Genomic DNA, 25435 nt, shown 5'->3' with positions numbered 1-25435 from the left:
GAAACCATGAACTCAATCAATCAGGAAAAGCTGCTTGCTCAGGCTGAAAGCCTTTGCCAACAACGTAACGTCCGGCTGACACCGCAACGTCTTGAAGTATTACGCTTAATGGCACAACAACCCGGTGCAATCAGTGCTTATGATCTGTTGGATTTGCTACGCGTATCGGAACCACAAGCTAAGCCACCAACCGTTTACCGCGCATTAGATTTTTTGTTGGAGCAAGGGTTTATTCACCGCGTAGAATCAGCGAACAGTTATGTGCTGTGCCATCACTTTGAAGAGCCCACTCATACCTCTGCGCTATTTATCTGTGATCGCTGCAAAATTGTGACTGAGCGTACGACTGTCGGCATTGAAGAAGCGCTGGCGCAATTAGCGCAGCAATCAGGTTTTACCCTGCGCCATAGCGTGGTAGAGGCTCATGGCCTATGTGCTGAATGCGGAGAAGTTGAAGCCTGTGAAAGCCACGATCATTGTGATCATGACCACTCTATTGTGGCTAAAAAGAAATAGTCTCTGGCGATAAAAATCAGGCTGTCGTCCGAATGGCGGCAGCGTAATATTAAATTTATAATAATAAAATTTAATACCAACAATTTGAGTTAATAACATCCATAGGGTGAGATAGAAATAGAATTAGACACTTCCTTGTGTCTATCGATATGAGAATAGGAATAAATAGAATAAGGTTCGTTATTAATATCACGACTTAATAATATATATTCTATAAAGTGAGAGACCCAATTAACTTATATCGATATCAGTTTAATTCCATTTAACGCTGTTACCAGCGATATTTGCTGTGGTCTTCCCAGGCTTTAACTTCTTTCTCGGCTTGCTCTTTCTGATAGCCGTATTTCTCCTGGATTTTCCCTACCAACTGGTCACGCTTGCCTTCTATGACCTTAAGGTCATCATCGGTGAGCTTGCCCCATTTCTCTTTCACTTTTCCTTTAAACTGCTTCCAGTTACCATCGGCTTGATCTTTATTCATAATATCTCCGCTACCTTGGAATTAGTCAGTCTATTTAATTAATCACGGTAAACATTCTCTCTTTATAACAGCAACCTTGGTTTAAATTAATCACTCACAGTCATAATTTAAATTAACTCAGGTTGTTTTGCTTACCGTGTGAATAACTATAGCAGCTGAGACTAATAATTAAAGCCAAGCAAATATTAATCACTATAATTTGGGCAAGGGATCAAAAATGAAAGCAGGTAATATTCAGTTAAAACAGTAAGTAATAGCTTATTATCGGATTGTTCTCAATCTCAATATAAGCATGAATATATTGGCGAGAAATTAAATAAATTGTATACCCTCCTTGCTCGAAGGGTATACATCAATAGCGAGGATCAGATCCAATCGCCATTACGGATGACACCAACGGCCAGCCCTTCGATAGTGAAGCTTTGCTCTCGCAAATCGACAATAATTGGCTGGAACTCGGTATTTTCAGGTAGAAGCTGCACGATATTACCTTGTTTTTTCAAACGTTTTACCGTTACTTCATCATCAATGCGCGCAACAACCACTTGCCCGTTACGTACATCTTGTGTTTTATGTACCGCCAACAGGTCGCCATCCAGAATACCGATATCTCTCATCGACATTCCATTCACCCGCAATAGAAAATCTGCACTTGGCTTAAACATGGATGGGTCAACTTTGTAGTGCCCTTCGATATGCTGCTGTGCTAGCAGTGGTTCACCCGCGGCCACGCGGCCAATCAGCGGCAAACCATCTTCTTCTTCCATCAGTAAACGAATACCACGGGAAGCGCCAGAGACAATCTCAATAACACCCTTGCGGGCCAGTGCTTTTAAATGCTCTTCAGCGGCGTTAGGAGAGCGGAATCCCAGACGCTGCGCAATTTCGGCACGGGTCGGCGGCATACCTGTTTGCGCTAAGTGATCGCGCACCAGGTCATAAACCTCTTGCTGTCTGGTAGTAAGTGCTTTCATTTCGCCCCCTGTTTGTTTATACAGTCTTGCTGTGAGTATATACAGGTAAGCCGGTATTGGGAACCAAAGAGTGAACAAAAACAGGGATTAATCACAGCTTATTTTTATCGTATTACTCGCTATGCTTAAGGTCATCGGCGTTATGGGGGACATAACTAGCCAGCATGCTGCCAAAGTACGGTTACCCATATAAATAGCGCTAACAGAATGGCGAGAAACACTGCGGCGGAGCCCATATCTTTGGCCCGGCCTGAAAGTTCATGAAACTCACTGCCAATACGATCGACCACGGCTTCAATGGCACTGTTGATCACCTCAACAATGATCACTAACACCACACTGCCAACCAATAAAATACGCGCTAAAGCATCTACATCCAACCAGAAGGCCAGTATGATAGCCAGTATGGCAGCCACGGCTTCTTGGCGAAAAGCGGCCTCATTTTTCCAGGCAGCACTTAAGCCTTTCACAGAATAACCGGTCGCTTTAAAGATTCGAGTTAGCCCTGTTGATTGATTCGCCATGATTTATTGCCTTTATCTTAAGTTAATGATGATTTTTGCCGCTTTCTGTTGTCTTATCACCACAGATCTCAAAACCAGTTTCTGGTATCCTTGCGACGAATTGCTAACAAGAGGCTTCATGTAGTTATGTCAGGTTGGCGTAAAATATATTATAAGTTACTGAATTTACCACTTAAATTGTTGGTAAAAAGCAAGGTTATTCCGGCAGATCCTGTGACTGAGTTAGGGTTAGACCCTTCTCGTCCTATTCTGTACGTTTTGCCTTACAATTCTAAGGCCGATTTGCTGACTTTGCGAGCACAGTGTCAGGCACAAGATCTACCTGACCCATTGATTCCATTGGAAATTGATGGTGTACAGCTGCCTAGCCATGTGTTTATCGATAATGGCCCGAGGGTCTTTCGTTATTACGCTCCTAAGCAGGAATCGGTAAAAATATTCCACGATTATCTGGATCTGCACCGTAATAATCCAGCGCTGGATATCCAAATGCTGCCGGTTTCGGTGATGTTTGGTCGTTCTCCTGGGCGCGAAGGCCATGGTACACCACATTTGCGTGTACTGAATGGTGTGCAGAAATTCTTTGCCGTATTGTGGCTGGGCCGCGATAGTTTTGTGCGTTTCTCGACCACAGTATCATTGCGCCGAATGGCCAGCGAGCATGGTACCGATAAAACTATCGCCCATAAGTTGGCACGCGTCGCGCGGATGCACTTCTCTCGCCAGCGTCTGGCCGCAGTAGGCCCAAGCTTGCCGGATCGTCAAGACCTATTCAAAAAGCTGCTGGCTTCCAAGGCGATTGAAAAAGCCGTGGCAGATGAAGCACGTACCAAGAAAATCTCCCACGAGAAAGCACAGCAAAATGCCATTACGCTGATGGAAGAAATTGCCGCAGACTTCTCTTATGAAGCCGTGCGTCTGTCTGACAGGGTACTGAGCTGGACGTGGAACCGTTTGTATCAGGGTATTAATGTCCATAATGCCGAGCGTGTGCGGCAGTTGGCGCAGGATGGCCACGAAATTGTCTATGTGCCTTGCCATCGCAGCCATATGGATTACTTGCTGCTTTCTTACGTGCTTTATCATCAAGGGCTGGTACCGCCGCATATTGCTGCCGGTATTAACCTTAACTTCTGGCCTGCTGGCCCGATTTTCCGTCGCTTGGGTGCCTTCTTTATCCGCCGCACCTTTAAAGGCAACAAACTCTATTCAACCGTGTTCCGCGAATATCTGGGCGAACTGTTCACCCGGGGTTACTCAGTGGAATACTTTGTTGAAGGTGGTCGCTCGCGTACAGGCCGTTTGCTGGAGCCTAAAACCGGCACACTGTCGATGACTATCCAAGCCATGCTGCGCGGTGGTTCACGGCCAATCACCCTAGTGCCAATCTACATTGGTTATGAACATGTGATGGAAGTGGGCACCTACGCCAAAGAGCTGAGAGGAGCCACCAAAGAGAAGGAAAACCTGTTGCAGATGGTGCGTGGCCTGCGCAAGTTGCGCAATCTGGGTCAGGGCTACGTCAACTTTGGTGAGCCGATCCCGCTCACAACTTATCTGAACACCAATGTGCCGCAATGGCGCGATGCTATCGACCCCATTGAAGCGCAGCGTCCAAGCTGGCTGACACCGGCGGTCAATGATTTGGCCGGTAAGATTATGGTCAGAATTAACAATGCGGCGGCGGCAAATGCCATGAACCTGTGTTCTACCGCATTGTTAGCTTCACGTCAGCGCTCACTAACCCGTGAGCAACTGCTTGAGCAGCTCGATTGCTATCTACAATTGATGCGCAATGTGCCTTATGCAAAAGATGTCACCGTGCCGGATAAAACGCCGGAAGAGTTACTTAATCACGCCTTGAATATGAATAAGTTTGAGGTGGAGAAAGACAATATCGGTGACATTATCATCCTGCCACGGGAACAAGCCGTGCTGATGACCTATTATCGCAATAATATCCAGCACTTGCTGATGCTGCCGTCGTTGATTGCCAGTATGGTGATGTACCACCGCCGCATTACTCGCGCTGAATTATTGCGTCAAATCAGCATGATTTATCCGATGTTAAAAGCCGAACTGTTCCTGCATTACAGTAAAGAACAGCTGCCACAAACATTGGATACTTTAATTGATGAACTGGCTCGCCAGCAGCTGATTTGTGATAAAGGGCATGAATTGGTGCTGAACCCAGCCCGTATTCGCCCTCTGCAATTATTGGCAGCAGGTGTGCGTGAGACACTGCAACGTTATGCGATTACGCTGTCATTACTCAGTGCTAACCCCAGTATCAATCGTGGGGCATTGGAGAAAGAGAGCCGCATTATGGCGCAGCGCTTGTCTGTACTGCATGGAATTAATGCACCGGAATTCTTCGATAAAGCCGTGTTCTCAACCCTGGTAGGTACCTTGCGCGAAGAGGGATATATCAGTGATAGCGGTGATGCCGTTCAGGAACATACGCTGGAAGTTTACAACATGCTGAGTGCGTTGATGACACCGGAAGTGAAGCTGACAATAGAAAGCGTCAGTATGCCGGCTGAAACCAGCAATCAGTTGCCAGCCCCTGAAACCGAGGATGAATCGGAAGATTAATCCTTTGGCATAAGATTAGAAATAGAATGGCCAGATAAATCATCTGGCCATTTTTTTACATGTAACTCACTAAAATCCCAAGGAACAACACCAAGCCCACATAGTTATTGTTCAGGAAAGCGCGGAAACATGGGTCGCGCTCACGCTGGGCAATCATCTTCTGTTGATGCACAAACAGCGCGCCTGCCAGCAAGACGGACCAATAAAACGCGCCGCCCAGATTCATCAGCCAGCCGATCGCCACCATCAATACCAGTGTTGCCAATTGCAGTAAGCCAATGATTAACTTGTCATACTGACCAAATAAAATTGCCGTGGATTTAACACCAATCTTCAGATCATCATCACGATCAACCATGGCATATTGAGTGTCATAAGCCACCGTCCAGCAGATATTGGCCAGTAAGAGCAACCAACAAGCCAGAGGTAGGCTTTCACTCACGGCGGCAAACCCCATCGGAATTGACCAACCAAATGCAGCCCCCAGCACCACTTGTGGCAAGTGGGTAACCCGCTTCATAAAGGGATAAACCCAAGCCAATGCCAGTGCTGCCAGTGATAACCATATAGTCATGCTATTGAGCGTTAATACCAACCCAAACGACAGTAACACCAAGACCACAAACAGGATTTTACTTTCTTTCTCACTGATGAGACCGCTCGGCAATGGCCGGGATGCGGTGCGTTTCACAAAGCCATCAATATGTCGGTCAGCATAATCATTGACGACACAGCCAGCCGCGCGCATGAAAAAAACACCCAGCACAAAGACAATCAGTATCTTGGTTTCGGGGATACCTTGCCCTGCCAGCCACAGCGCCCACAATGTCGGCCATAGCAGTAATAATGAGCCAATGGGTTTATCAATACGCATCAAACGGCAATAAGCCAGCCATTTGCTCTGAACTGTACTTCCCTTCAATTTATCAGTCTCCAAAATCTCACCACCACATCACACTACTGAAGCTACGTTATTTGGTATAAAGCGGCGAAGCCGGTAAAAAAACTTCAGTTAATAGCAGAGGCTTACCCGATAAGCGGAGTAACGAACGGCGCGCCCATAGGGTATCTTGCCGCCCCACTTGAATATAATCCCGGGTTAAATTGTCACCACCAAATAAATAGCGCCCGAGCGGTAATGTCCCTAAGTCCACCAGCGCCCTATCAGGGCCAGACAAGGTTTCTTCCGGGATAATTGTGCGGCCAAGCAGCCACGGTTCATTATCACCACACAACACAATTTCTCGCAGCCAATAACGTTCACTTACGGGTAAATGCTCCGCATCCTCTCCCAACTCATTACGCACAATAAAGCATTCCCGCTGCGGTTCAACATGAACCCGTTGGCAATGCTGTTCAAAACGTCGGGTCATCGACCCCAGCTCCATCAACCAGTCGGCGATGTTCGCAGGAAGAGTCGGGTGCTCAAGGGCACACCAGTGGATAGGCTTTAAAATTGATGCATCGCCGGTAGACATGCGGCTCGCTCCCTGCCGAGGATAAAACACCCATCCCCGCAATTGGTAATGGCTAAATAGACAACCATTGTAGCGCAGAATGAAGCTCAGGCGGCACTAGGTTACTTTTTTATTCAGACCAGCGACATTATCCTTATGGCTAATTTTTAGTATATTTTTCAATGTGTTCTAGGATAATTTTAACTCTCATATTTATTCCCTGATTTTGAGATCCGTTATTTGAATCTCTTGGTGAATAATATCCATCGAAAGCATTATCAAAATCGATAGGGTAAAAGGTGTTAGTTTTTGGGTCATATAAAACATTACGCAAGTGCAAATCATTATGGATGATATTGTAATACCCCAAATCGTCCATCATGCTGAAAAACCTCTCTTTTGCATTTGACGGGAAAATTTTACCCGTCATCTCTGCCAAAGTTGCCCCAGGCACATTATACATTCTTATATAGTATTGATTTTTATCTAGAATTAACTCAGAAGAACCTTCACCATAATATCGATTAAAAAATTCAACTTCTTTCGTATGGATTTCGGTTATAAGAAACTCATCTTGTGTAGCCAATTTCTTTAACACAAAACCAGGGTTACCGGCATCAAAATAGACATCTCCAGCCCGCCCACTACCTATTTTTTTACCTAATTTAACAGGGCGTAAAACTTTTGATTGAGATGGCCCCCCGCCCAGTAATTTGCCCGGTTTGACAAATTGAGGGCCGTCTTTCAATACCATGCCCAAGTCTTGACCGGTGGCGACATCAACTTCCCAATAAGCCCCGCTCCCTCCTTGTCTAACCCAAGCTGCGCGCTTTCCACTTGGCAAGGCAGGGTCTTTAAGTTCAATAAGTTGCACTTCAATGGGTTTACCATGTGGGTTTTGTATGGCACGGTGACCCGGCTCGATCGCCTCTTCTGATATGTCTATCTCGGCCGATAACGTGGGAGACAACACAGGATCAATACCTGGCGGGGCATTTTCTAGCGTCACCACACCCCTTTCCATTCCTCTAAGCAGACCTGCCTCCATCACCATTGCCGTCATACCTGCCGCCATATTCTCTTTTTCATTGCGGTAGCGCGGCCCTTCCACTCTGGCGATAGTGCACATGGGATTCGGTACTGGCAGTTTACAAGTCCAATGGTTTTCCAACATCGTCCAGGCATTGCCCCAAAAACGCGAATTCTCGGATTCTGGTCGATAGTCCTTGGCAAGGTTGTTGATTTTATCTTGCAGCGCACCGCCCTTTGGCCGCCGACCTTCAGCAATTAATGCCCTAATGGCCTGAGCCCGAATTGCCGGGTGAGATTTGATTTGGTCATAATACTCAGCTTTTTTCGCCTCTAGCGTGTCGAACACGTTAATTGGCCGGCCGTTGTTGCCGGGCATCGACATATTGGCAACAAAGTGGCTGCTGGCATCCCGGCGTCGTTTAAATTCATTAACCGGTAAGTCATATTCCTTCTGCGGAAAACCGGACTGGAGATCCTGACGGTAAATATATCGTCTGGAATCATCAATTTTTCTAACTCCTTTCTCTGTCAGAATAGCTCTTATCGCCTGATCCTCATCAAATGCTGCGGGAAGATGGCGATAGGCCAAACGCATATCAAGATAATCTAATTGCCGCGCTATCCTTTCTTGCTCAGTTTTGTAGGGTCTGTCATGCATCAGCGGGTATAAGGGATGGTCTGGCTCAAAATATTCAGTGAGCGCCTTAAGGTCCCACTCAAATCTATCGCGCTCCACATCAATGGCTGTATTATCAATAATATAGTCTGCTGATTGTTTTATTCGCTCAAAGGTAATCTGAGCTAACTCAGGCAAATGGGAGACATCCATTGATTCAGCAATACGTTTTAATGCACTTGCTGTTTGCTCTAACGTTAAAGGCTCAACTTCATTAGATTGGCTGAAATGGGATAAGAAGATAACCGTCGGGCTGTAACCAATCCCTCCGACTTGCTGCATTTGCCCTTCTTCTTGAAGTAATAAGTTATACAGTTGCTCGGCATTCTTATTTTCCAATTGATCAAGGGATTGGCCTTGTAATTGATAATGTAACTTAAGGGTATTTTTGAGCGAAAACTCAAGACTGCCGACGGCGTGTTGAAGATCAAGAAATTGAGTGAAATCTTGTTGGCTGCAAACATCAAATCCAATCTGGATACATCCGACTAAAATCATCTCCTCCAATTCCGACGACTGGCTTTGCAGATAGCGCCCTTGGGCATTTTTCGGTGCAAAACCATTGGCAAGATAAGCGTCATCAGATGTCACTTTCGCGGGTGTTGCATGAGTCCCTTGGTGGATAACCCTCAATGCTCGGGCGGCTCGGGAGACCGGTTGTTCCGACCCCGCCAGTTGATCCACGCCCCAATCATTCAAATCCGTCGTAGCAACTGCCGTTATTTCACCATAGTGATTGCCATAATGGGAAAGGTTGAAAAGTATTGTCGCCTGAATTTTTATCGCTTTATTTTCAGGCTGATAAATGGCTGTGGATAATGCAGCTAACGTGGATTGATGCTCTTGCTGTAGCCGCCAGGCAAGGCTGAGGGCAGCAAGTGGGGTCAGTTTTTCTGCTTGGGACAGTGTCAGGCCTTGTTGGGATAGCTTAAAAAGTATGTCGCGCTCCAAACTGGCTATTCGGGCTTTTTCATATCCTTGAGCCGCAGTTAATCCGGGCCTTAAATGCAATAAGTTATCGACACCATCCGCATATTCAATACCTTCTACATCATAAAGTTGCAGATAAAGATCGACAATTCTGCCCACCCGGGCATCACTGATTTCTGGGAATTGTTGCGCCCACCTTTTCTGATCCAGTTCTTTGGCATTATCAATTAACTGCATTGCGTGGCTAAATACTGGCTCCGATGTTGAGCTGACATTGGGCAGCTCTTCAGCCAATTTATCCAACAGCAGATGATCTCTTGCCGTCACCTTTATAGGTAACTGCTGAACGTTATGGAAAGAAGGATGCTGAGCAGCGATAGAGAGCGGGATTAGGGGGGGCAACAAAATATTTTCTTCTGCAAACGGGACTAACCATGGGAGTAACACAATCCATAAACAGAGTTGAGTATTCTTCAACATCAATCAATTCCTTTAACTGATTAGCTGAACAATAAAGAGCCTTTAGCTGCGACTCTTCGGCATCTCATCCAAGATACCGATACTGGCGCTATTCCCGGTCTGATAGAACCTTATCTATCTTTTATATTCCCCCCAAAATAGGTAACTCGAATGGTAGCGAGAAAAAAGGTGCGCCAAGGCGCACCAACCATCTAGCCATATTCAGCAGTGCCGGGATTTACCCCTTGCCTTTTACACTACTAATAAAGGTTTTTCGGGCTGAAGTTGAGCCCAAATGTTCCGCTTCGTTCAACAATTTCAGCGCCTTATCGACATCGCCGGATTTCACCGCGTCTTTAATCGCCTGGTTGAAGTAGGTTTCCGTCTCACTCAGCATTGGCTCTGCGGGTTTGGCCGGCGCTGATGTCGGTGCGGCTACCGCTGCCGGTTGAGCGCTATTGCCCACCACCACAGGGGCCGACTGCGCTGCTGGCTGCATCAAGCCAATCATAATATTGCCCATGCCCTGCTCAGCTGTCGCCTTAATTTTCAAGTTGCCGGTTGGCGTATGTTTGGCGATAGGATCTGGGATATCGGGCACCGCATTACCCACCCCCATGGCATAAGCCTTGGCCGGGGCCAGTAGTGTGGTGGTTTTCGCTAAATCTTCGCGGGTGGTATAGACCAGCAGATAGATCTGTTTTTGGCCCAGTGCCGGAGTCAGTTTCATCACCCCTTGCAACCGGTCATTGACCATGATGCCCGCTTTTTCATAAGTGAAATAGCTGGACGGGTAATAAGCCGCCGGGCGCATCTGTTCGTCTAAAACTAATACGCTAGGAGAAAATAGTTGGTTATTAGACACTAAGCTGCTGAGCGTGATCTCCATTGAGCCACGATCGGCGGGCAATGCAAAGGCGGCAACCGCGCCTTCAACATTCCCTTGAGAAATTTGTGGGCTAGCTGCGGTGAGCTTAATTTCCTCAGTTGCTGGCGGCACTAATGGCTGCCAGGGCAACTGCTGTAATGTTGCGGTGCTAATGGTCGGCGCGATGGAAACATTCGCCGGAGAAATCGTAGATGCGGCCTGTGCTGCCAGCGGTGTAGTCACCCCCAGAGCCAATGCCAGACAGAGTGTCAGAAGATTCTTTTTCATTGTTATACCCTCATACGTAACTGTGCCAGGCAAGGTCGGCAAAGTTAACCAATATATAACCTTTTTGGGTTGTCGCTTTATGGTGCGTTAAGCAAACAGCCGCCCGTAGGCGGCTGAAGAATCGCTGTTACCACCAGGCTTCGAATTGAGCACCGAAGGTCACTTCATTGCTCTTACCACGGCTGTTAGTACCGATGCTGCCATTTTGTGCCAGACCATAATCGGCACTGTTCACGCCATTGACTTGTACATCGTTATAGCCCCACTTCTCATCCCAGTTCGCATAAGTTGCAAAGACGCGGATTGCTGGACGTGACCAGATGCTGTCGCCTGCCTGCCACTGTTGTGCCAGTGTCAGTTTGTACTGACCATTGCGGTCGCCAGTACGTTGTGACTTAACATTGTCATAGCCAACTTCTGCCAAGGTACTCATGATATTGGTCCATTTATACATTGGACGAACACCCACGCTGTACCAAGTGGTCCCGTTGTTGTTGTCCCAGTCAGTGTCCTGATACAGACCGACGTACATCAGATCCCACTTCTCAGCCAGGTTGATGGCACCGTGGTCAATAATACGCAGCATGTGGCCATTGTTATCAACTTTGGTACCTTGTGAATGGCCGCTGTTAGATGAAGTCATGGAGTCAGTGGCATACTGAACAACAAATTTGTTGAAGCCACCCATCATGCTTTGGGTATGTTCAGCAGTCAGCATCACGCCATCTTTAGAGGCATTCGGTGCTAACGCATAATCATCTTCAGGATTGGCACGACCATAATCCACACCAAATTCCAGTGTACCGCCTGGGTTAGTTTCTAAACCGGCTAAACGGATATCGTACACATCGTTGACCGTGTGGTCGGCGTTTTTACGCTGATTGTCAATCCAGGCACTTGAACCACCCGCTTCAGAGTTACGGGTTGCTGCGATAGATAACTTGCCGAAGCCCAAATCAATCGCTTCCAAACCTGCACCTGGGCCGGAAATATCCCAGTAGTAGAAGTCGATCATATGAACGTCATGACGTTGATAGAAGCGTTTACCTGCCCACATGGTGGAGCCAGGCAACCAATCAATTAGATTTTTACCCTGAACGTTGGCTTCACGGAAAGCGGGGTCTGTAGATTCCCAGTCATCACGCTGTGAAACGGAATAGGCTACGTTGGTATCCAGGTAGAAGCTCTTATCGCCTTCTTTCCACAATTCCTGACCTAATTTAATTTCCGCATAAGTTTCACACTCGTTACCCAGACGGTATTTACTTTGAGCACCAGTTGCTTTGAAACATTGTTGTTCGCCACCACTTCCCGTCCAACCGATACCAGAACGTGCATACCCGTGGAAATCGACAGCCATAGCTTGAGTGGAAAGGACACCAGCGGCAACAGCCAGTGCTATCGGTAACTTGCGCAGAGTAGTCATCAGTAATCTCCTGTTATATTTGCCTATCGGCATGCGTGCTTTACATTTTCCAAAACCAGACGCCGTGGTAACTAGACGCCCAGTTCTTGGTACAGCCGCTTACAGGCAGTGCCATCTTCACGGAACAGATGACAGCGCTGCGGTGGCAGACCGATGGCGAATGTTGCACCTTCTTCTACCAGCACCACGTCGTTCTGGCGGTAAACCAGGTTCTGACGTATTGCCGGGATTTGGATGTGAATTTGAGTCTCATTACCCAGTTGCTCTACCACTTGAATCTCGCCTTCCAGCGTGACTTCAGAGGCACTGCTTGGCAGCAGATGTTCCGGGCGGATACCCAAAGACAGATTTGCACCAACCTGAACCTGCGTACCTTCCACCGGCAGCCACACTAACTGGCGATTGGGCAGTTCTATCTGTACTTGGCGAGGTTCAGCGGCGGTCACTTTAACCGGTAAAAAATTCATTTTTGGCGAGCCGATAAAGCCCGCAACAAAGCGGTTGGCTGGGTAGTGATATAACTCAAGCGGCTTACCTACCTGCGCGACATTGCCTGCATCCAGCACCACAATTTTGTCGGCCAATGTCATGGCTTCGACCTGATCGTGAGTGACGTAAATCATGGTGCGTTCCAAGCGCTTATGGAGCCGGGATATCTCAATGCGCATCTGTACTCGCAGCGCGGCATCCAGGTTGGAAAGTGGCTCATCGAGCAAGAACACATCCGGCTCTGCGACCAAAGTACGACCAATCGCAACACGCTGACGCTGACCACCTGAAAGTGCTTTTGGCCGCCGTTCCAGCAGGTGAGCCAGTTGCAGCACTTCTGCTACCTGATTCACCCGTTGGTTAATTTCGGCTTTCTTCACACCGGCCAATTTCAGGCCGAAGGACATGTTCTCCGCCACCGACAAGTGGGGATAAAGCGCATATGACTGGAACACCATGCCGATGCCACGTTCAGACGGCGGCACCTCATTCATCCGCTTGCCACCAATCAACAATTCACCTGAGGTAATGTCCTCAAGGCCGGCAATCATCCGCAGTAGCGTTGACTTTCCACACCCGGATGGCCCAACAAACACCACAAATTCACCGTCATCGATCTCCAGATTGATATCTCTGGAAATCACAGCCTCACCAAAGGCCTTATAAACGCCGCTCAGCGTTACATTAGCCATGTGTTACTCCTTTGCTTACGCAAACAACTTTTCATATGAACCTGACTGAAGAAAAATGGCGGAAGCAAATTCCGGCATGACCCATCAATTACTCCCAGTCCCCTGATGACTCTCTTGCAGCGCGCCGTACCGCCATGCTTTGAGCCTGGTTGCCTCGGACGACGTCGCGGCCTGAGTATAGGGCTGCATGTTGCTTAGCGCTTCAACGCATTGATCTGGCTGGGTAATAATTAACCGAACAACACCCTTTTATTGATGGCGGTGTTTCATTGGTACTTTTCAATGACGGTGCTGCTTTTCAATGGTGGTGATAGTGCGGGAGTGACACTATTAGGTAATCATCCGTAACAAAGTTTTTCATGGGGGAGGAGATGGGAGGATGAGGGAACGACCAATGCGGGCAGAAGTTCCACTGTAAATACAAATACGTGATCTGGCCTGCAAATTTCGACCTGCATTATTGTGCCTGACACCACAGAATAGGCCGCAGTGTTAACTGGGTCACAATAACCGACCGGGGGGCGTAGACGGGGGGAGGATGATGGGGTATCGGGTTGTGACTCAATATGGCAGCGTAAAAATCGGTACCCACAAAATTGGATAAAAGGATTGGATTATGACTAGCAGCTTCACAAAATCCGGCATTGGTAAGACCGCACGTGTTTTGGCCCTTTCAGCGTTAACCACGCTGGTGCTCTCTTCCTCTGCTTTTGCCAAGATTGAAGAAGGCAAACTGGTTATCTGGATCAATGGCGATAAAGGCTATAACGGGCTGGCAGAAGTCGGTAAGAAATTTGAGAAAGATACCGGCATCAAAGTCACTATCGAGCATCCAGACAAACTGGAAGAAAAATTCCCGCAAGTCGCAGCCACCGGCGATGGTCCAGACATCATCTTCTGGGCGCATGACCGCTTTGGCGGCTACGCACAATCTGGCTTGCTGGCAGAAATCAGTCCATCTAAAGCCTTCCAGGAAAAACTGTTCCCATTCACATGGGACGCGGTGCGTTTCAATGGCAAGCTGATTGGTTATCCAGTGGCGGTAGAAGCGCTGTCTCTGATTTATAACAAAGACCTGCTGAAAGAAGCACCGAAAACCTGGGAAGAAATTCCAGCGTTGGATAAAACACTGCGTGCCAATGGCAAAAGCGCCATCATGTGGAACCTGCAAGAACCGTACTTCACTTGGCCAGTTATTGCCGCTGACGGCGGTTATGCCTTCAAATTTGAAAACGGTGTTTATGATGTGAAAAACGTCGGCGTGAACAATGCTGGTGCGAAAGCTGGCCTGCAATTTATTGTCGATCTGGTGAAAAACAAACACATCAATGCTGATACCGATTATTCCATCGCCGAAGCGGCCTTTAATAAAGGCGAAACAGCGATGACCATCAATGGTCCTTGGGCATGGAGCAACATTGATAAGAGCAAAATCAATTATGGCGTGACCTTGCTGCCAACCTTCCATGGCCAACCATCCAAGCCGTTCGTGGGTGTCCTGACTGCCGGTATCAACGCCGCCAGCCCGAACAAAGAACTGGCGACCGAGTTCCTGGAAAACTACCTGCTGACCGACCAAGGCTTGGCTGAAGTCAATAAAGACAAACCGCTGGGCGCAGTTGCACTGAAATCTTACCAAGAGCAACTGGCAAAAGATCCACGTATTGCGGCAACCATGGAAAACGCCACTAAAGGCGAAATCATGCCGAATATTCCACAAATGGCCGCCTTCTGGTACGCAACCCGTAGTGCAGTGTTGAATGCCATCAGTGGTCGCCAAACCGTGGAAGCTGCCCTGAACGACGCAGCCGCCCGTATCGTCAAATAATAGATTCACTATGCCCCGAGAATACTTGCTGCAACATTACTCAAAGTAATTGATGTTGCAGCAAGGCAGCCAACGAACAAATCCCGATGAGCTTACACAAGGTAAGTGATTCGGGTGACAAATCGGCAGGGAGCAGATTTGAACGCTGCTTGCAGCGGCCTCGCAGAGGCGAGGTTCAAGGATGGGCCGAGTAACGAGAGCAGCTAACGTCGCTGTAACGTCAAGTACGAAGAGTATGAAAGGGACCATTATGCAGTTATCCCACACCGAGTTTCAAAGCCGTAAAAAGAAAATTGCCTGGTGGCAAAGTGATGCACTTAAATGGCTGATTATTGGCACATTAAGTCTATTCACCTGCTATTTGATCATGTTGATGTATGCTCAGGGTGAATATCTTTTTGCCATCGTGACGCTGATTCTGGTGAGTCTGGGGCTGTATGTTTTCGCCAATCGCCGCGCTTATGCCTGGCGCTATGTTTATCCCGGTGTCGCGGGTATGGGGCTGTTTGTTCTGTTCCCCTTGATTTGCACCATCGCCATCGCCTTTACCAACTACAGCAGTACCAATCAGTTAACCTTTGAGCGCGCCCAGTCCGTCTTAATGGACCGGCAATTCCAGACCGGTAAAACATTTACCTTTGGTCTGTATCCAAGCAACGACCAATGGCGCTTGCAGCTCACAGCACCTGATGACAATACCTTACTGATTTCTGAGCCTTTCAGCTTGAATGAGGCTGTCGGGCAAAAAATAAAAGTCGCACCAACCAGCACAGAACAAACTGGGGAACGAGCCTCACTGCGCATCATTACCCAGAATCGTCAGGCACTGAGCGGGCTGGTCGCTATCCTGCCAAATGGCGGCGAGCTGCGCATGAGTTCACTGCGCCAATTCGCCGAAACCAGCCCACTGTATAAGTTGGGGGCCGACGGCAATGAATTGATTAATAAACAAACTGGCGTAATTTATCGGCCAAACCTTGATGTCGGTTTTTATCAGGCCGTGAATGCAGAGGGTCAGTGGGAAAACGAGAAACTCAGCCCCGGCTTTACCATCACTATCGGCTGGAAAAACTTCCTGCGGGTGCTGCAAGATGAAGGTATCCAGAAGCCATTTATCTCAATCTTTATTTGGACCATTATCTTCTCAGTCATGAGTGTCATTCTGACGGTTGCCGTCGGCATGGTATTGGCTTGCGTAGTGCAGTGGGAGGCATTGAAAGGCAAAGCGATTTATCGGGTGTTGCTGATCCTGCCTTATGCTGTGCCCTCCTTTATCTCGATATTGATTTTCAAAGGGTTATTCAACCAAAGCTTTGGCGAAATCAACTTGATGCTTAATCAGCTATTTGGCATCAAACCTGAGTGGTTCAGTGATCCACTCACCGCCAAGAGCATGATTTTGATTGTGAATACCTGGCTCGGTTACCCCTACATGATGATTTTGTGCATGGGGCTACTGAAAGCCATTCCAGATGACTTATATGAAGCCTCTGCCATGGATGGTGCCGGGCCATTCCAGAACTTTTTCCGCATTACCTTCCCATTGCTGATTAAGCCGCTGACCCCGCTGATGATTGCCAGTTTTGCCTTTAACTTTAATAACTTCGTATTGATTCAGTTATTAACCCGAGGTGGCCCGGATATGATTGGCACCAGCACTCCGGCGGGATATACCGATTTACTGGTTAACTACACCTACCGCGTGGCCTTTGAAGGGGGCGGCGGGCAAGACTTTGGCCTGGCTGCGGCTATTGCCACTCTGATTTTCATTCTGGTAGGCGCACTCGCGATACTGAATTTGAAAGCCAGCAAAATGAATTTTGACTAAGGAGGAGATGCAGATGGCCATGGTTCAACCTAAATCCCAGCGTTTGCGTCTATTAGGCACTCATTTTCTGATGTTGTGCTTTATCGCGCTGATTATGTTCCCGCTGTTGATGGTTATTGCCATTTCGCTGCGGCCCGGCAACTTCGCCACCGGCAGCCTTATCCCAGACCAAATATCCTGGGAACACTGGAGGCTGGCTCTGGGTATGAGTGTGACCCATGCCGATGGTTCGGTCACGCCGCCACCATTCCCAGTGATGTTGTGGTTATGGAACTCAATTAAAATCGCGGTGATCACCGCCATCGGTATTGTTTCGCTTTCCACAACTTGTGCTTACGCTTTTGCTCGCATGCGTTTTCGTGGCAAAAGCACCTTACTGAAAGGCATGTTGATCTTCCAGATGTTCCCTGCGGTGCTATCACTGGTGGCGTTGTATGCCTTGTTTGACCGCCTTGGGCAATATATGCCGTTTATCGGTTTGAACACCCATGGCGGAGTGATTTTTGCCTACATGGGCGGGATTGCCCTACACGTCTGGACCATCAAAGGCTACTTCGAAACCATTGATAACTCACTGGAAGAAGCTGCCGCCTTGGATGGCGCCACCCCATGGCAAGCTTTCCGACTGGTGCTGTTGCCACTGTCAGTACCTATTTTAGCCGTGGTATTTATTCTGTCGTTTATTGCTGCCATCACTGAAGTGCCGGTCGCTTCATTGCTATTGCGCGATGTGGACAGCTACACCTTGGCGGTAGGTATGCAGCAGTATCTGAACCCGCAAAACTATTTGTGGGGCGATTTTGCCGCCGCAGCCGTATTGTCTGCTATCCCAATTACCACGGTCTTCTTGCTGGCACAGCGCTGGTTGGTGGGTGGCCTAACGGCCGGCGGGGTGAAAGGCTAACTATTTTGTTTTCAATAGGCGTCATTGTTGCAGGCAGTTTGGACCAAGACAGTGCGGAGGAACCGGAGCGTACATACAGTACGTGAGGATTGCGAGCACTGCCCTGGTCCAAAATGGCAAATAAAATAGCCTATTTTTTCCCTCTGGTACTGTGTCTTTAGGGCGGCCTTAATGGCCGCCATTTTTCTTTTTTATCAATGAATTGTCATTACAACCCGGCGGCCAATAAATAACAGCACCAAGGAGGAAGGGTTACTCGCGCTTTAACCTTTCGGTATTGGCTAAGTACAGAGTCACCACCAGCAATAATATGGATGCTGAATAAATCAGGGTATCAATTGGATTTTCATGATCGACAATGATCAGCCGGATAATCGCGGTGATCCCGATATAGATAAAATAGCGCAGTGGGAAGTGATAGCCCGATTCAAAGTACTTAACAATCAAGGCAATAAATTCGAAATAAAGGAAATAAATCACAATGCCTTCAATCAGCATATAGGACGAAGTTTCCTGATTATTCACGAACAGCATCTGCCCCAAATGAATGGTTTCTTTTATCAGAAAGACCACCAAAATAGCCGCAAGTACAATCAATCCGAGATTCAACAAACGCTGTAGATTTTTAGCGACCCACTGAGAACGCGAATTTTTGGCCATAAATACCCCCATACAAAATAGGCGAAACAGCCCGAGCCTATCACAGCAATGCTGCGCTCGAGCCAAAAAAAAGCCCCTTACCCAAGTAAGAGGCTAATAAGCACGGATCAAGGAGCTTCAGCCCGTAAGCTTAACGCCAGTTCTTGAAACGGTTAATCAACGCATTGGTTGAACTGTCATGACTGGTCACGGCTTTATCATCTGCCAACTCAGGCAAAATGCGGTTAGCCAGTTGTTTACCCAGCTCAACACCCCATTGGTCAAAGGTGTAAATATTCAGGATAATCCCTTGCGTGAAGATTTTGTGCTCATACAGTGCAATCAAGGCACCCAAGCTGAATGGGGTAATTTCACGCAGCAAGATAGAGTTGGTCGGACGATTACCTTCGAACACTTTGAACGGCGCAACATGAGCCACTTGCTCTGGTGTTTTACCTGCCGCAGCAAATTCAGCTTCAACTTCAGCCAATGATTTACCAAAAGCCAGCGCTTCGGTTTGCGCGAAGAAGTTAGACAGCAGTTTCGCGTGGTGGTCACTCAGTGGATTATGACTGATTGCCGGAGCAATAAAGTCGCAAGGAACCAATTTGGTACCCTGATGAATCAACTGATAAAACGCATGCTGCCCGTTAGTGCCTGGCTCGCCCCAGATAATTGGCCCAGTCTGGTAATCAACCGGGTTACCGTTGCGGTCAACATATTTACCGTTAGATTCCATATTGCCCTGCTGGAAGTAAGCCGGGAAACGGTGCATATATTGGTCATAAGGCAGGATAGCTTCGGTTTCAGCACCAAAGAAATTGTTATACCAGATACCAATCAATGCCAACAGGACCGGCAGGTTCTGCTCAGCCGGGGTATTGGCAAAGTGTTTATCCATGGCATGTGCGCCGCTGAGCAACTGTTCGAAATGCTCAAAACCAACAGACAGCGCGATAGACAAGCCGATCGCAGACCACAGGGAATAGCGGCCACCGACCCAATCCCAAAACTCAAACATATTGTCGATATCAATACCAAACTCACCCACGGCTTTAGCATTGGTTGATAGCGCTGCAAAATGTTTGGCGACATGAGCAGGATCTTGCGCCGTCGCCAAGAACCAATCACGCGCACTGTGGGCGTTGGTCATGGTTTCTTGGGTGGTAAAGGTTTTTGATGCCACCAGAACCAACGTAGTTTCTGGGTTCAATGATTTCAACGCTTCAGCAATATGAGTGCCATCAACGTTAGAAACAAAATGCATATTCAGGTGATTTTTATAAGGACGCAGCGCTTCGGTCACCATGTAAGGGCCAAGGTCTGAGCCACCAATACCGATATTCACTACATCAGTAATGGCTTTGCCGGTATAGCCTTTCCAGTCACCACTAATTACGCGGTCACAGAACTGTTTCATTTTGGCCAGAACCGCATTAACTTCTGGCATCACGTCCTTGCCATCAACCACAATTGGCGTATTGCTGCGGTTACGCAGAGCCACATGTAGCACTGCGCGGTCTTCGGTGCGGTTAATTTTCTCACCGGAAAACATAGACTTGATCGCGCCCGCCAGGTCAGTTTCTTTGGCCAGAGCTTGCAGCTTTTCCATGGTTTCGCTGGTAATGCGGTTTTTGGAGAAATCCACCAGCATTTGATCATCAAAAGTCGCGGAGAATTTCTCAAAACGCTGCTTGTCCTCGGCAAACAGATCGCGGATTTGCACATCTTTCATCTGTTCAAAGTGTTGCTGTAACGCTTTCCAGGCAGCGGTTTGACTAGGATTAATATTTTTCATAGCGGCGCTCTTCTAGGCTTAAGGATTAATGAAACGAATACATTGATTGTATCCTGTTACCCTGTGATTGAGATCTCTTTTCTTGCGATAGGTGATATCTCTCGAAACAACTTTTGATCTGCTTCCTGTTTTCTCTCTTTCCCTTAATCTACGCCCCCTCCAATGTGGTAAATGCCGCATTGTCAGTCGATATCCAGTTAAATTAGTTATATGAAGTGACAATTTATTAAATATGAAAATACCTCATGGTCATATCGTTGACAGCAAGCCGATAACCCGTTATTCCTAAAGGCCTACTTGCGCACCAAGTGCGTAAGCCAGAAGAGGTGCGTCGCCCAGGTAAGGTGTCAGAGGAGCCGTGATCCGCTGAAGACATTCGAGGGGGAGCGACGCCGAGACACGATGATTTCGGCCATCAACGTGTCGACTGCAGGGGCTGAATCCCCTGGGTTGTCACCAGTGCCGTTCCTTTAGGGCGGTCAACAAGGTGGAGCGCTTCTGGGTGTAACGTAGGGTTATTTCTACGCCTGCCCCCTGATTTTCCGCTCTTTCCTTGTGCCAAGGCTAATACAGATGACCACCCAAGATGGCATCCCTGACACGAGGTTTTTTAGATGATTCAAGTAGCATCCCAACAGACTGGCCGCTCCTCTACCCCGACTGTGGTCGCCAAATTTGGTGGCACCAGCGTGGCTGATTTTGATGCCATGAGTCGCAGTGCTGATGTGGTTTTATCGAACCCGGACGTTCGTTTGGTAATATTGTCGGCGTCAGCCGGTATTACCAATCTGTTGGTCGCCCTGGCCGAAGGCTGTGAATTGGAAATTCGCACCCGGCATTTAGATGAAATTCGCCGCATTCAATACAATATCCTCGCTAGACTTTCCGATCCGGTAGTTATCCGCGAAGAAATTGATCGCATGCTGGAAAATATTTCCATGTTGTCTGAAGCCGCCAGTCTGGCTACCTCAGCAGCACTGACGGATGAGTTGGTCAGCCACGGCGAGTTGATGTCGACATTACTGTTTGTCGAACTACTGCGCCAGCGCCAAGTCGCGGTGGAATGGTTTGATGTGCGTAAAATTATGCGCACTAACGATCGTTTTGGCCGAGCTGAACCTGACACCCAAATCTTGTCTGAGCTGGCTCAAACCCAGTTAGCGCCACGCATCCAGCACGCCATCGTGGTGACTCAAGGTTTTATTGGCAGTGAAAGTAAAGGCCGCACGACGACCCTTGGCCGTGGTGGCAGTGATTACACCGCAGCCCTGCTGGGTGAAGCACTGAATGTCAGCCGTATTGATATCTGGACAGATGTGCCGGGGATTTATACCACGGACCCGCGCGTGGTTCCGGGGGCAAAACGTATTGATAAAATCGCCTTTGAAGAAGCCGCTGAAATGGCCACTTTTGGTGCCAAAGTGCTGCATCCGGCCACCTTATTACCGGCAGTGCGCAGCGACATTCCGGTGTTTGTTGGCTCCAGCAAAGATCCCGCGGCGGGTGGCACTCTGGTGTGCAATGAAACCAAAAATCCACCGTTGTTCCGTGCTTTAGCACTGCGCCGCAAACAAACGCTGGTCACCCTGCATAGCCTAAACATGTTGCATGCGCGTGGTTTTCTGGCCGAGGTATTTAACATTTTGGCGCGCCACAATATTTCAGTGGATTTGATCACCACCTCAGAAGTGAGTGTGGCTCTCACACTGGATACCACCGGCTCCACATCGACCGGCGACAGCCTATTGACGACGTCATTGCTGACTGAGCTCTCCTCGCTGTGCCGGGTGGAAGTGGAAGAGAATCTGGCATTAGTGGCAATTATCGGTAATCACTTATCGCAAGCCTGTGGTGTCGGCAAAGAAGTGTTCGGCGTGCTCGATCCATTCAACATTCGTATGATTTGTTACGGAGCCAGCAGCCACAACCTATGTTTCTTGATCCCAGGCCATGACGCGGAGAAAGTGGTGCAAACGCTGCATCACAATCTATTTGAGTAAAACCGCCGCAGCCATGACAAAACCTGCAAAGTAACGGCATAACAAACCGGGCGTTTTCGTCCGGTTTTTCATATCTCTGATACTGACGAATAAGGATTCTCGCCTCATGTTGGTAAAAATCACCCGCCTGTTCCCTGTATGGGCTCTGCTGCTCTCTGTGGCCGCCTATTTCCGGCCGACAACCTTTACTGGCATTGGCCCTTATGTCGGCCCGCTATTGATGCTGATTATGTTTGCCATGGGTGTCACTCTACGGCTGGATGATTTCAAACGAGTGCTTTCACGTCCGGCCCCCGTCGCTGCGGCAACTTTTCTGCATTATCTGATTATGCCGCTCACGGCATGGATTCTGGCCATGCTGTTCCGTATGCCACCGGATTTGTCCGCCGGTATGGTACTGGTCGGCAGTGTCGCCAGCGGTACAGCATCCAATGTGATGATTTATCTGGCAAAAGGTGACGTGGCACTGTCTGTCACTATCTCTGCGGTATCCACGTTGGTCGGTGTTTTTGCCACCCCACTACTGACCCGGTTATATGTCGATGCCACCATCAGTGTGGATGTGGTGGGGATGCTAAAAAGTATTCTGCAAATCGTGGTTATCCCGATTACCGCCGGCCTGGTTATTCACCACACTTTTACCAAAACGGTTAAGCGCATTGAGCCTTATCTGCCCGCCATGTCGATGGTCTGTATTGTAGCCATTATCAGTGCCGTGGTAGCAGGCAGCCAAAGCCATATTGCCTCCGTCGGTTTCGTGGTGATCATTGCAGTTATTCTGCATAACGGTATTGGCTTACTCAGTGGTTATTGGGGCGGCAAGCTATTCGGTTTTGATGAATCAACCTGCCGCACACTGGCTATCGAAGTGGGGATGCAAAACTCAGGGCTGGCCGCTACCTTGGGTAAAATTTACTTCTCACCACTGGCCGCCCTGCCCGGCGCGCTGTTCTCTGTCTGGCATAATCTCTCTGGTTCATTACTGGCGGGTTATTGGTCCGGCAAGCCAGTTAAAAAAGACTCAGAATAATTCATAATATCTATCATGCCCGGTTTAGCCGGGCATTCCTTCTTAAATCCCCTCTTTATTAAATTAATTAGCATCCGCTATTCGCCTGAATATAGTTTAATTAATTCTCACCATCTGGACTTTGCATCCAATAAACATCAAATTTTTATTATATTCCTCCTATTCGTGAATATTTCTTAATTCTTGAGATTACCTGCCGTCTCTATTCATCAGGGACAGTAATCATGCTGCCCGGCATTTGACTCAAGGAGGCGAGAACTGACCTGTGCATTTCTCAATCAAACATTATGATCCCAAAACGCACTGCATTATGGTTTTTATTGAGTACTGGTGCTCACGCCACTCAGGTGCCGGGAATAGATATTCCCTCGCCAATTAATGAGTCACGCCAGAATTTACAGAACAGCAGTAATGAAATTAATCAATTAATAGAAGAGCGCCGCCAATCGCATTCAGGGCCACATAGATTACCGCCTGAAACCGCCAACAATGCACCTGAGTTAGAAAGCGCCTCACAGTGCCTACCAATCAGTGGTGTCTATATTCAGGGTATTACTCTATTAAGTATTAAAGAATTAGATAACCTTACGGCAATACCAGACGAATGCATCCGCAGTGAGAATGTTAATTTGCTCGCTCGCGAACTAACACAGATTTATCTTTCCAAAGGCTATATCACAGCGCGCATTCAATTTATTCCACCTGAAACCGATGATGAACTCGGTTTAGATGTCACTGAAGGTTTTATCGAAAAAATTGAAAGTGACGATCCTCAGTTAGCGGTTGAAAGTATTTTCCCTAATATGACGGGAAAACCACTGAATATTACTCAGCTTGACCAAGGATTAGATCAGGCAAATCGCTTACCATCAAATAAAATAACCATAGATATTTTACCCGGCACCCAACCGGGAGGGTCTATTCTTAAACTCAGTAATATCCGTTCAAAACCTTGGCATCTAACAACATCACTCGATAATTACGGTAATAAAAGTACCGGAAGTTGGTTGAGCCGGAATTCATTTTCTTTCGATAATCCATTGGGATTATCAGATTCCATTAATTTAAGTGTTTCCAGCACCACAGATAATGCTGAGAAAAATCATAGCCGCGCCTATTCACTTTTTTATTCCGTACCCTACGGGGCGTTAACCTTTAGCGGCTTTGGCAGTTATTCTGAATACCGGTATCCGGTGAAGTTACAATTTAACTCCATCGAACTTCATGGCAAAACACAGCAACACGGTCTACGTACAGATTATGTTTTCTATCGTGACCAAGACCAAATTAATGGCGTTAGTGCGCAATTAACTTATAAGCAGGCTAAAAACTATCTGAATGACCAAAAAATAGCGGTCAGTAGTCCAACACTCACTGTCTTTGAGTTCGGGCTTAATCATCTGCACATACTGCCAAGCGGTATTTTCAATATTAATTTCGGTATTGAACAAGGATTGCCGTGGTTGGGTGCCGATCAGGGCTATTCTGCCCGCCATCAAGATAGTCAATTTACTAAAGCCAAAACCGCCATTACCTCCAGACAATATTTCAAATTATTCGATGATACCTACCTGCTAAGTAATCAATTCTATGGCCAATATAGCCGTGACCGTCTGCCGGGTATTGAGTGGCTCAGTATTACCGATAACAACGCTATTCGCGGCTTTAGCCGTAATACATTATCAGCGGATAAAGGTTGGTATCTACAGAATACCTTGTCGCGCAATTTCACACTTGGCAATACCACCATAACGCCACGGCTCGGTGTTGATGTGGGTCGTATTCAGCAACCTTCACAAAATTGGAGCAGTGCCATGGGGTTCAGTACCGGAATTAATATCAGCTACCGTGATATCAAATTAGATGTCGAAGCTAGTCGTGGTCATTTATTGTCAGGAAAATCTGACAGTAAAGATCCCATTAATATTCTGGCGCGCTTCTCTTACTCCTTTTAACTCGCCGATATCGGTGAACACCATTTTTTATTAATACTAGCAATAT

At 47.6% G+C, this 25435-nt stretch carries 19 protein-coding genes, 1 pseudogene and 1 riboswitch; of the genes and pseudogenes, 8 read left to right on the top strand and 12 right to left on the bottom strand.

Annotated features, from left to right (window positions below; genetic code table 11):
- The first annotated feature begins 6 nt into the window (after window positions 1-6).
- Entirely contained in the window at window positions 7-516 is a 510-nt protein-coding gene (zur, locus tag FTA96_RS21540; RefSeq protein WP_050110832.1) for a zinc uptake transcriptional repressor Zur, read from the top strand.
- Between the two features lie 271 nt (window positions 517-787).
- On the opposite strand, the gene FTA96_RS21535 is transcribed toward zur, so the two are convergent.
- The 3 genes from FTA96_RS21535 to FTA96_RS21525 all read right to left on the bottom strand — a co-directional run bounded on the left by FTA96_RS21535 (window position 788) and on the right by FTA96_RS21525 (window position 2495).
- A complete protein-coding gene (locus tag FTA96_RS21535; RefSeq protein ID WP_050110809.1) occupies window positions 788-997 on the bottom strand; it encodes a CsbD family protein in 210 nt (69 codons plus the stop codon).
- A gap of 365 nt (window positions 998-1362) precedes the next feature.
- Entirely contained in the window at window positions 1363-1971 is a 609-nt protein-coding gene (gene lexA, locus FTA96_RS21530) for a transcriptional repressor LexA (protein ID WP_050110812.1), read from the bottom strand.
- 155 nt (window positions 1972-2126) lie between these two features.
- Window positions 2127-2495: a diacylglycerol kinase gene (locus FTA96_RS21525; protein ID WP_050110813.1), complete on the bottom strand. Its 369-nt coding sequence runs from the start codon at window positions 2493-2495 to the stop codon at window positions 2127-2129.
- Window positions 2496-2621: 126 nt separating this feature from the next.
- Here FTA96_RS21525 and plsB point away from each other — a divergent pair, with 126 nt between their 5' ends.
- Window positions 2622-5090 (top strand): glycerol-3-phosphate 1-O-acyltransferase PlsB, encoded by a 2469-nt coding sequence (gene plsB, locus FTA96_RS21520; RefSeq protein ID WP_050110815.1) that lies wholly within the window; start codon window positions 2622-2624, stop codon window positions 5088-5090.
- A 55-nt stretch (window positions 5091-5145) separates the two neighbouring features.
- Here the strand turns inward: plsB and ubiA are convergent, their stop codons facing one another.
- From ubiA to FTA96_RS23820, 7 genes and pseudogenes are all read right to left on the bottom strand, one after another.
- On the bottom strand, window positions 5146-6012 hold the full coding sequence (gene ubiA, locus FTA96_RS21515) for a 4-hydroxybenzoate octaprenyltransferase (protein WP_032911631.1): 867 nt from the start codon (window positions 6010-6012) through the stop codon (window positions 5146-5148).
- Window positions 6013-6061: 49 nt separating this feature from the next.
- Window positions 6062-6568, bottom strand: a complete 507-nt coding sequence (gene ubiC / locus FTA96_RS21510; protein ID WP_050110817.1) for a chorismate lyase — start codon at window positions 6566-6568, stop codon at window positions 6062-6064.
- 139 nt (window positions 6569-6707) lie between these two features.
- The gene (locus FTA96_RS21505; protein ID WP_145574861.1) at window positions 6708-9665 is read right to left on the bottom strand and encodes an OspG family effector kinase; all 2958 of its coding nucleotides are present in this window, start codon (window positions 9663-9665) and stop codon (window positions 6708-6710) included.
- Between the two features lie 217 nt (window positions 9666-9882).
- Window positions 9883-10800, bottom strand: coding sequence for a maltose operon protein MalM (malM, locus tag FTA96_RS21500; RefSeq protein WP_050123168.1), 918 nt, complete (start codon window positions 10798-10800; stop codon window positions 9883-9885).
- Window positions 10801-10927: 127 nt separating this feature from the next.
- On the bottom strand, window positions 10928-12226 hold the full coding sequence (locus FTA96_RS21495; RefSeq protein WP_050110821.1) for a maltoporin: 1299 nt from the start codon (window positions 12224-12226) through the stop codon (window positions 10928-10930).
- A 71-nt stretch (window positions 12227-12297) separates the two neighbouring features.
- Window positions 12298-13407: a maltose/maltodextrin ABC transporter ATP-binding protein MalK gene (malK, locus tag FTA96_RS21490; RefSeq protein WP_050110824.1), complete on the bottom strand. Its 1110-nt coding sequence runs from the start codon at window positions 13405-13407 to the stop codon at window positions 12298-12300.
- Window positions 13400-13653 (bottom strand): annotated as a pseudogene (locus FTA96_RS23820) (hypothetical protein); the annotation flags it as partial. The gene malK and the pseudogene FTA96_RS23820, both read right to left, overlap by 8 nt.
- 370 nt (window positions 13654-14023) lie before the next feature.
- Between FTA96_RS23820 and malE the strand changes: the two are divergent.
- The 3 genes from malE to malG all read left to right on the top strand — a co-directional run bounded on the left by malE (window position 14024) and on the right by malG (window position 17967).
- On the top strand, window positions 14024-15235 hold the full coding sequence (gene malE, locus FTA96_RS21480; protein ID WP_050110826.1) for a maltose/maltodextrin ABC transporter substrate-binding protein MalE: 1212 nt from the start codon (window positions 14024-14026) through the stop codon (window positions 15233-15235).
- Window positions 15236-15485: 250 nt separating this feature from the next.
- On the top strand, window positions 15486-17063 hold the full coding sequence (malF, locus tag FTA96_RS21475) for a maltose ABC transporter permease MalF (RefSeq protein ID WP_050318540.1): 1578 nt from the start codon (window positions 15486-15488) through the stop codon (window positions 17061-17063).
- Window positions 17064-17076: 13 nt separating this feature from the next.
- Window positions 17077-17967, top strand: a complete 891-nt coding sequence (malG, locus tag FTA96_RS21470) for a maltose ABC transporter permease MalG (RefSeq protein ID WP_050110830.1) — start codon at window positions 17077-17079, stop codon at window positions 17965-17967.
- Window positions 17968-18219: 252 nt separating this feature from the next.
- Here malG and psiE read toward each other — a convergent pair whose 3' ends face one another.
- The gene (gene psiE, locus FTA96_RS21465; protein WP_050111065.1) at window positions 18220-18627 is read right to left on the bottom strand and encodes a phosphate-starvation-inducible protein PsiE; all 408 of its coding nucleotides are present in this window, start codon (window positions 18625-18627) and stop codon (window positions 18220-18222) included.
- A gap of 130 nt (window positions 18628-18757) precedes the next feature.
- Window positions 18758-20404 carry a glucose-6-phosphate isomerase gene (pgi, locus tag FTA96_RS21460; RefSeq protein ID WP_050136261.1) on the bottom strand — a complete coding sequence of 549 codons (1647 nt, stop codon included), beginning with the start codon at window positions 20402-20404 and terminating at the stop codon, window positions 18758-18760.
- Window positions 20405-20717: 313 nt separating this feature from the next.
- A riboswitch (Lysine riboswitch) is annotated at window positions 20718-20910 on the top strand.
- Window positions 20911-21018: 108 nt separating this feature from the next.
- On the opposite strand from pgi, the gene lysC reads away from it, so the two are divergent.
- The 3 genes from lysC (at window position 21019) to FTA96_RS21445 (ending at window position 25389) form a co-directional block, all read left to right on the top strand.
- Entirely contained in the window at window positions 21019-22404 is a 1386-nt protein-coding gene (gene lysC, locus FTA96_RS21455) for a lysine-sensitive aspartokinase 3 (protein WP_145574858.1), read from the top strand.
- Between the two features lie 106 nt (window positions 22405-22510).
- A complete protein-coding gene (gene panS / locus FTA96_RS21450; RefSeq protein ID WP_050111068.1) occupies window positions 22511-23434 on the top strand; it encodes a ketopantoate/pantoate/pantothenate transporter PanS in 924 nt (307 codons plus the stop codon).
- 287 nt (window positions 23435-23721) lie between these two features.
- Window positions 23722-25389 carry a ShlB/FhaC/HecB family hemolysin secretion/activation protein gene (locus FTA96_RS21445; RefSeq protein ID WP_145574855.1) on the top strand — a complete coding sequence of 556 codons (1668 nt, stop codon included), beginning with the start codon at window positions 23722-23724 and terminating at the stop codon, window positions 25387-25389.
- The last annotated feature ends 46 nt before the right edge of the window (window positions 25390-25435 follow it).

It is taken from the genome of Yersinia alsatica (assembly GCF_902170305.1).
Taxonomy (GTDB): domain Bacteria; phylum Pseudomonadota; class Gammaproteobacteria; order Enterobacterales; family Enterobacteriaceae; genus Yersinia; species Yersinia alsatica.
Note: the sequence above shows the minus strand (reverse complement) of the source record. Positions and strands in the feature narration are given on the sequence as shown.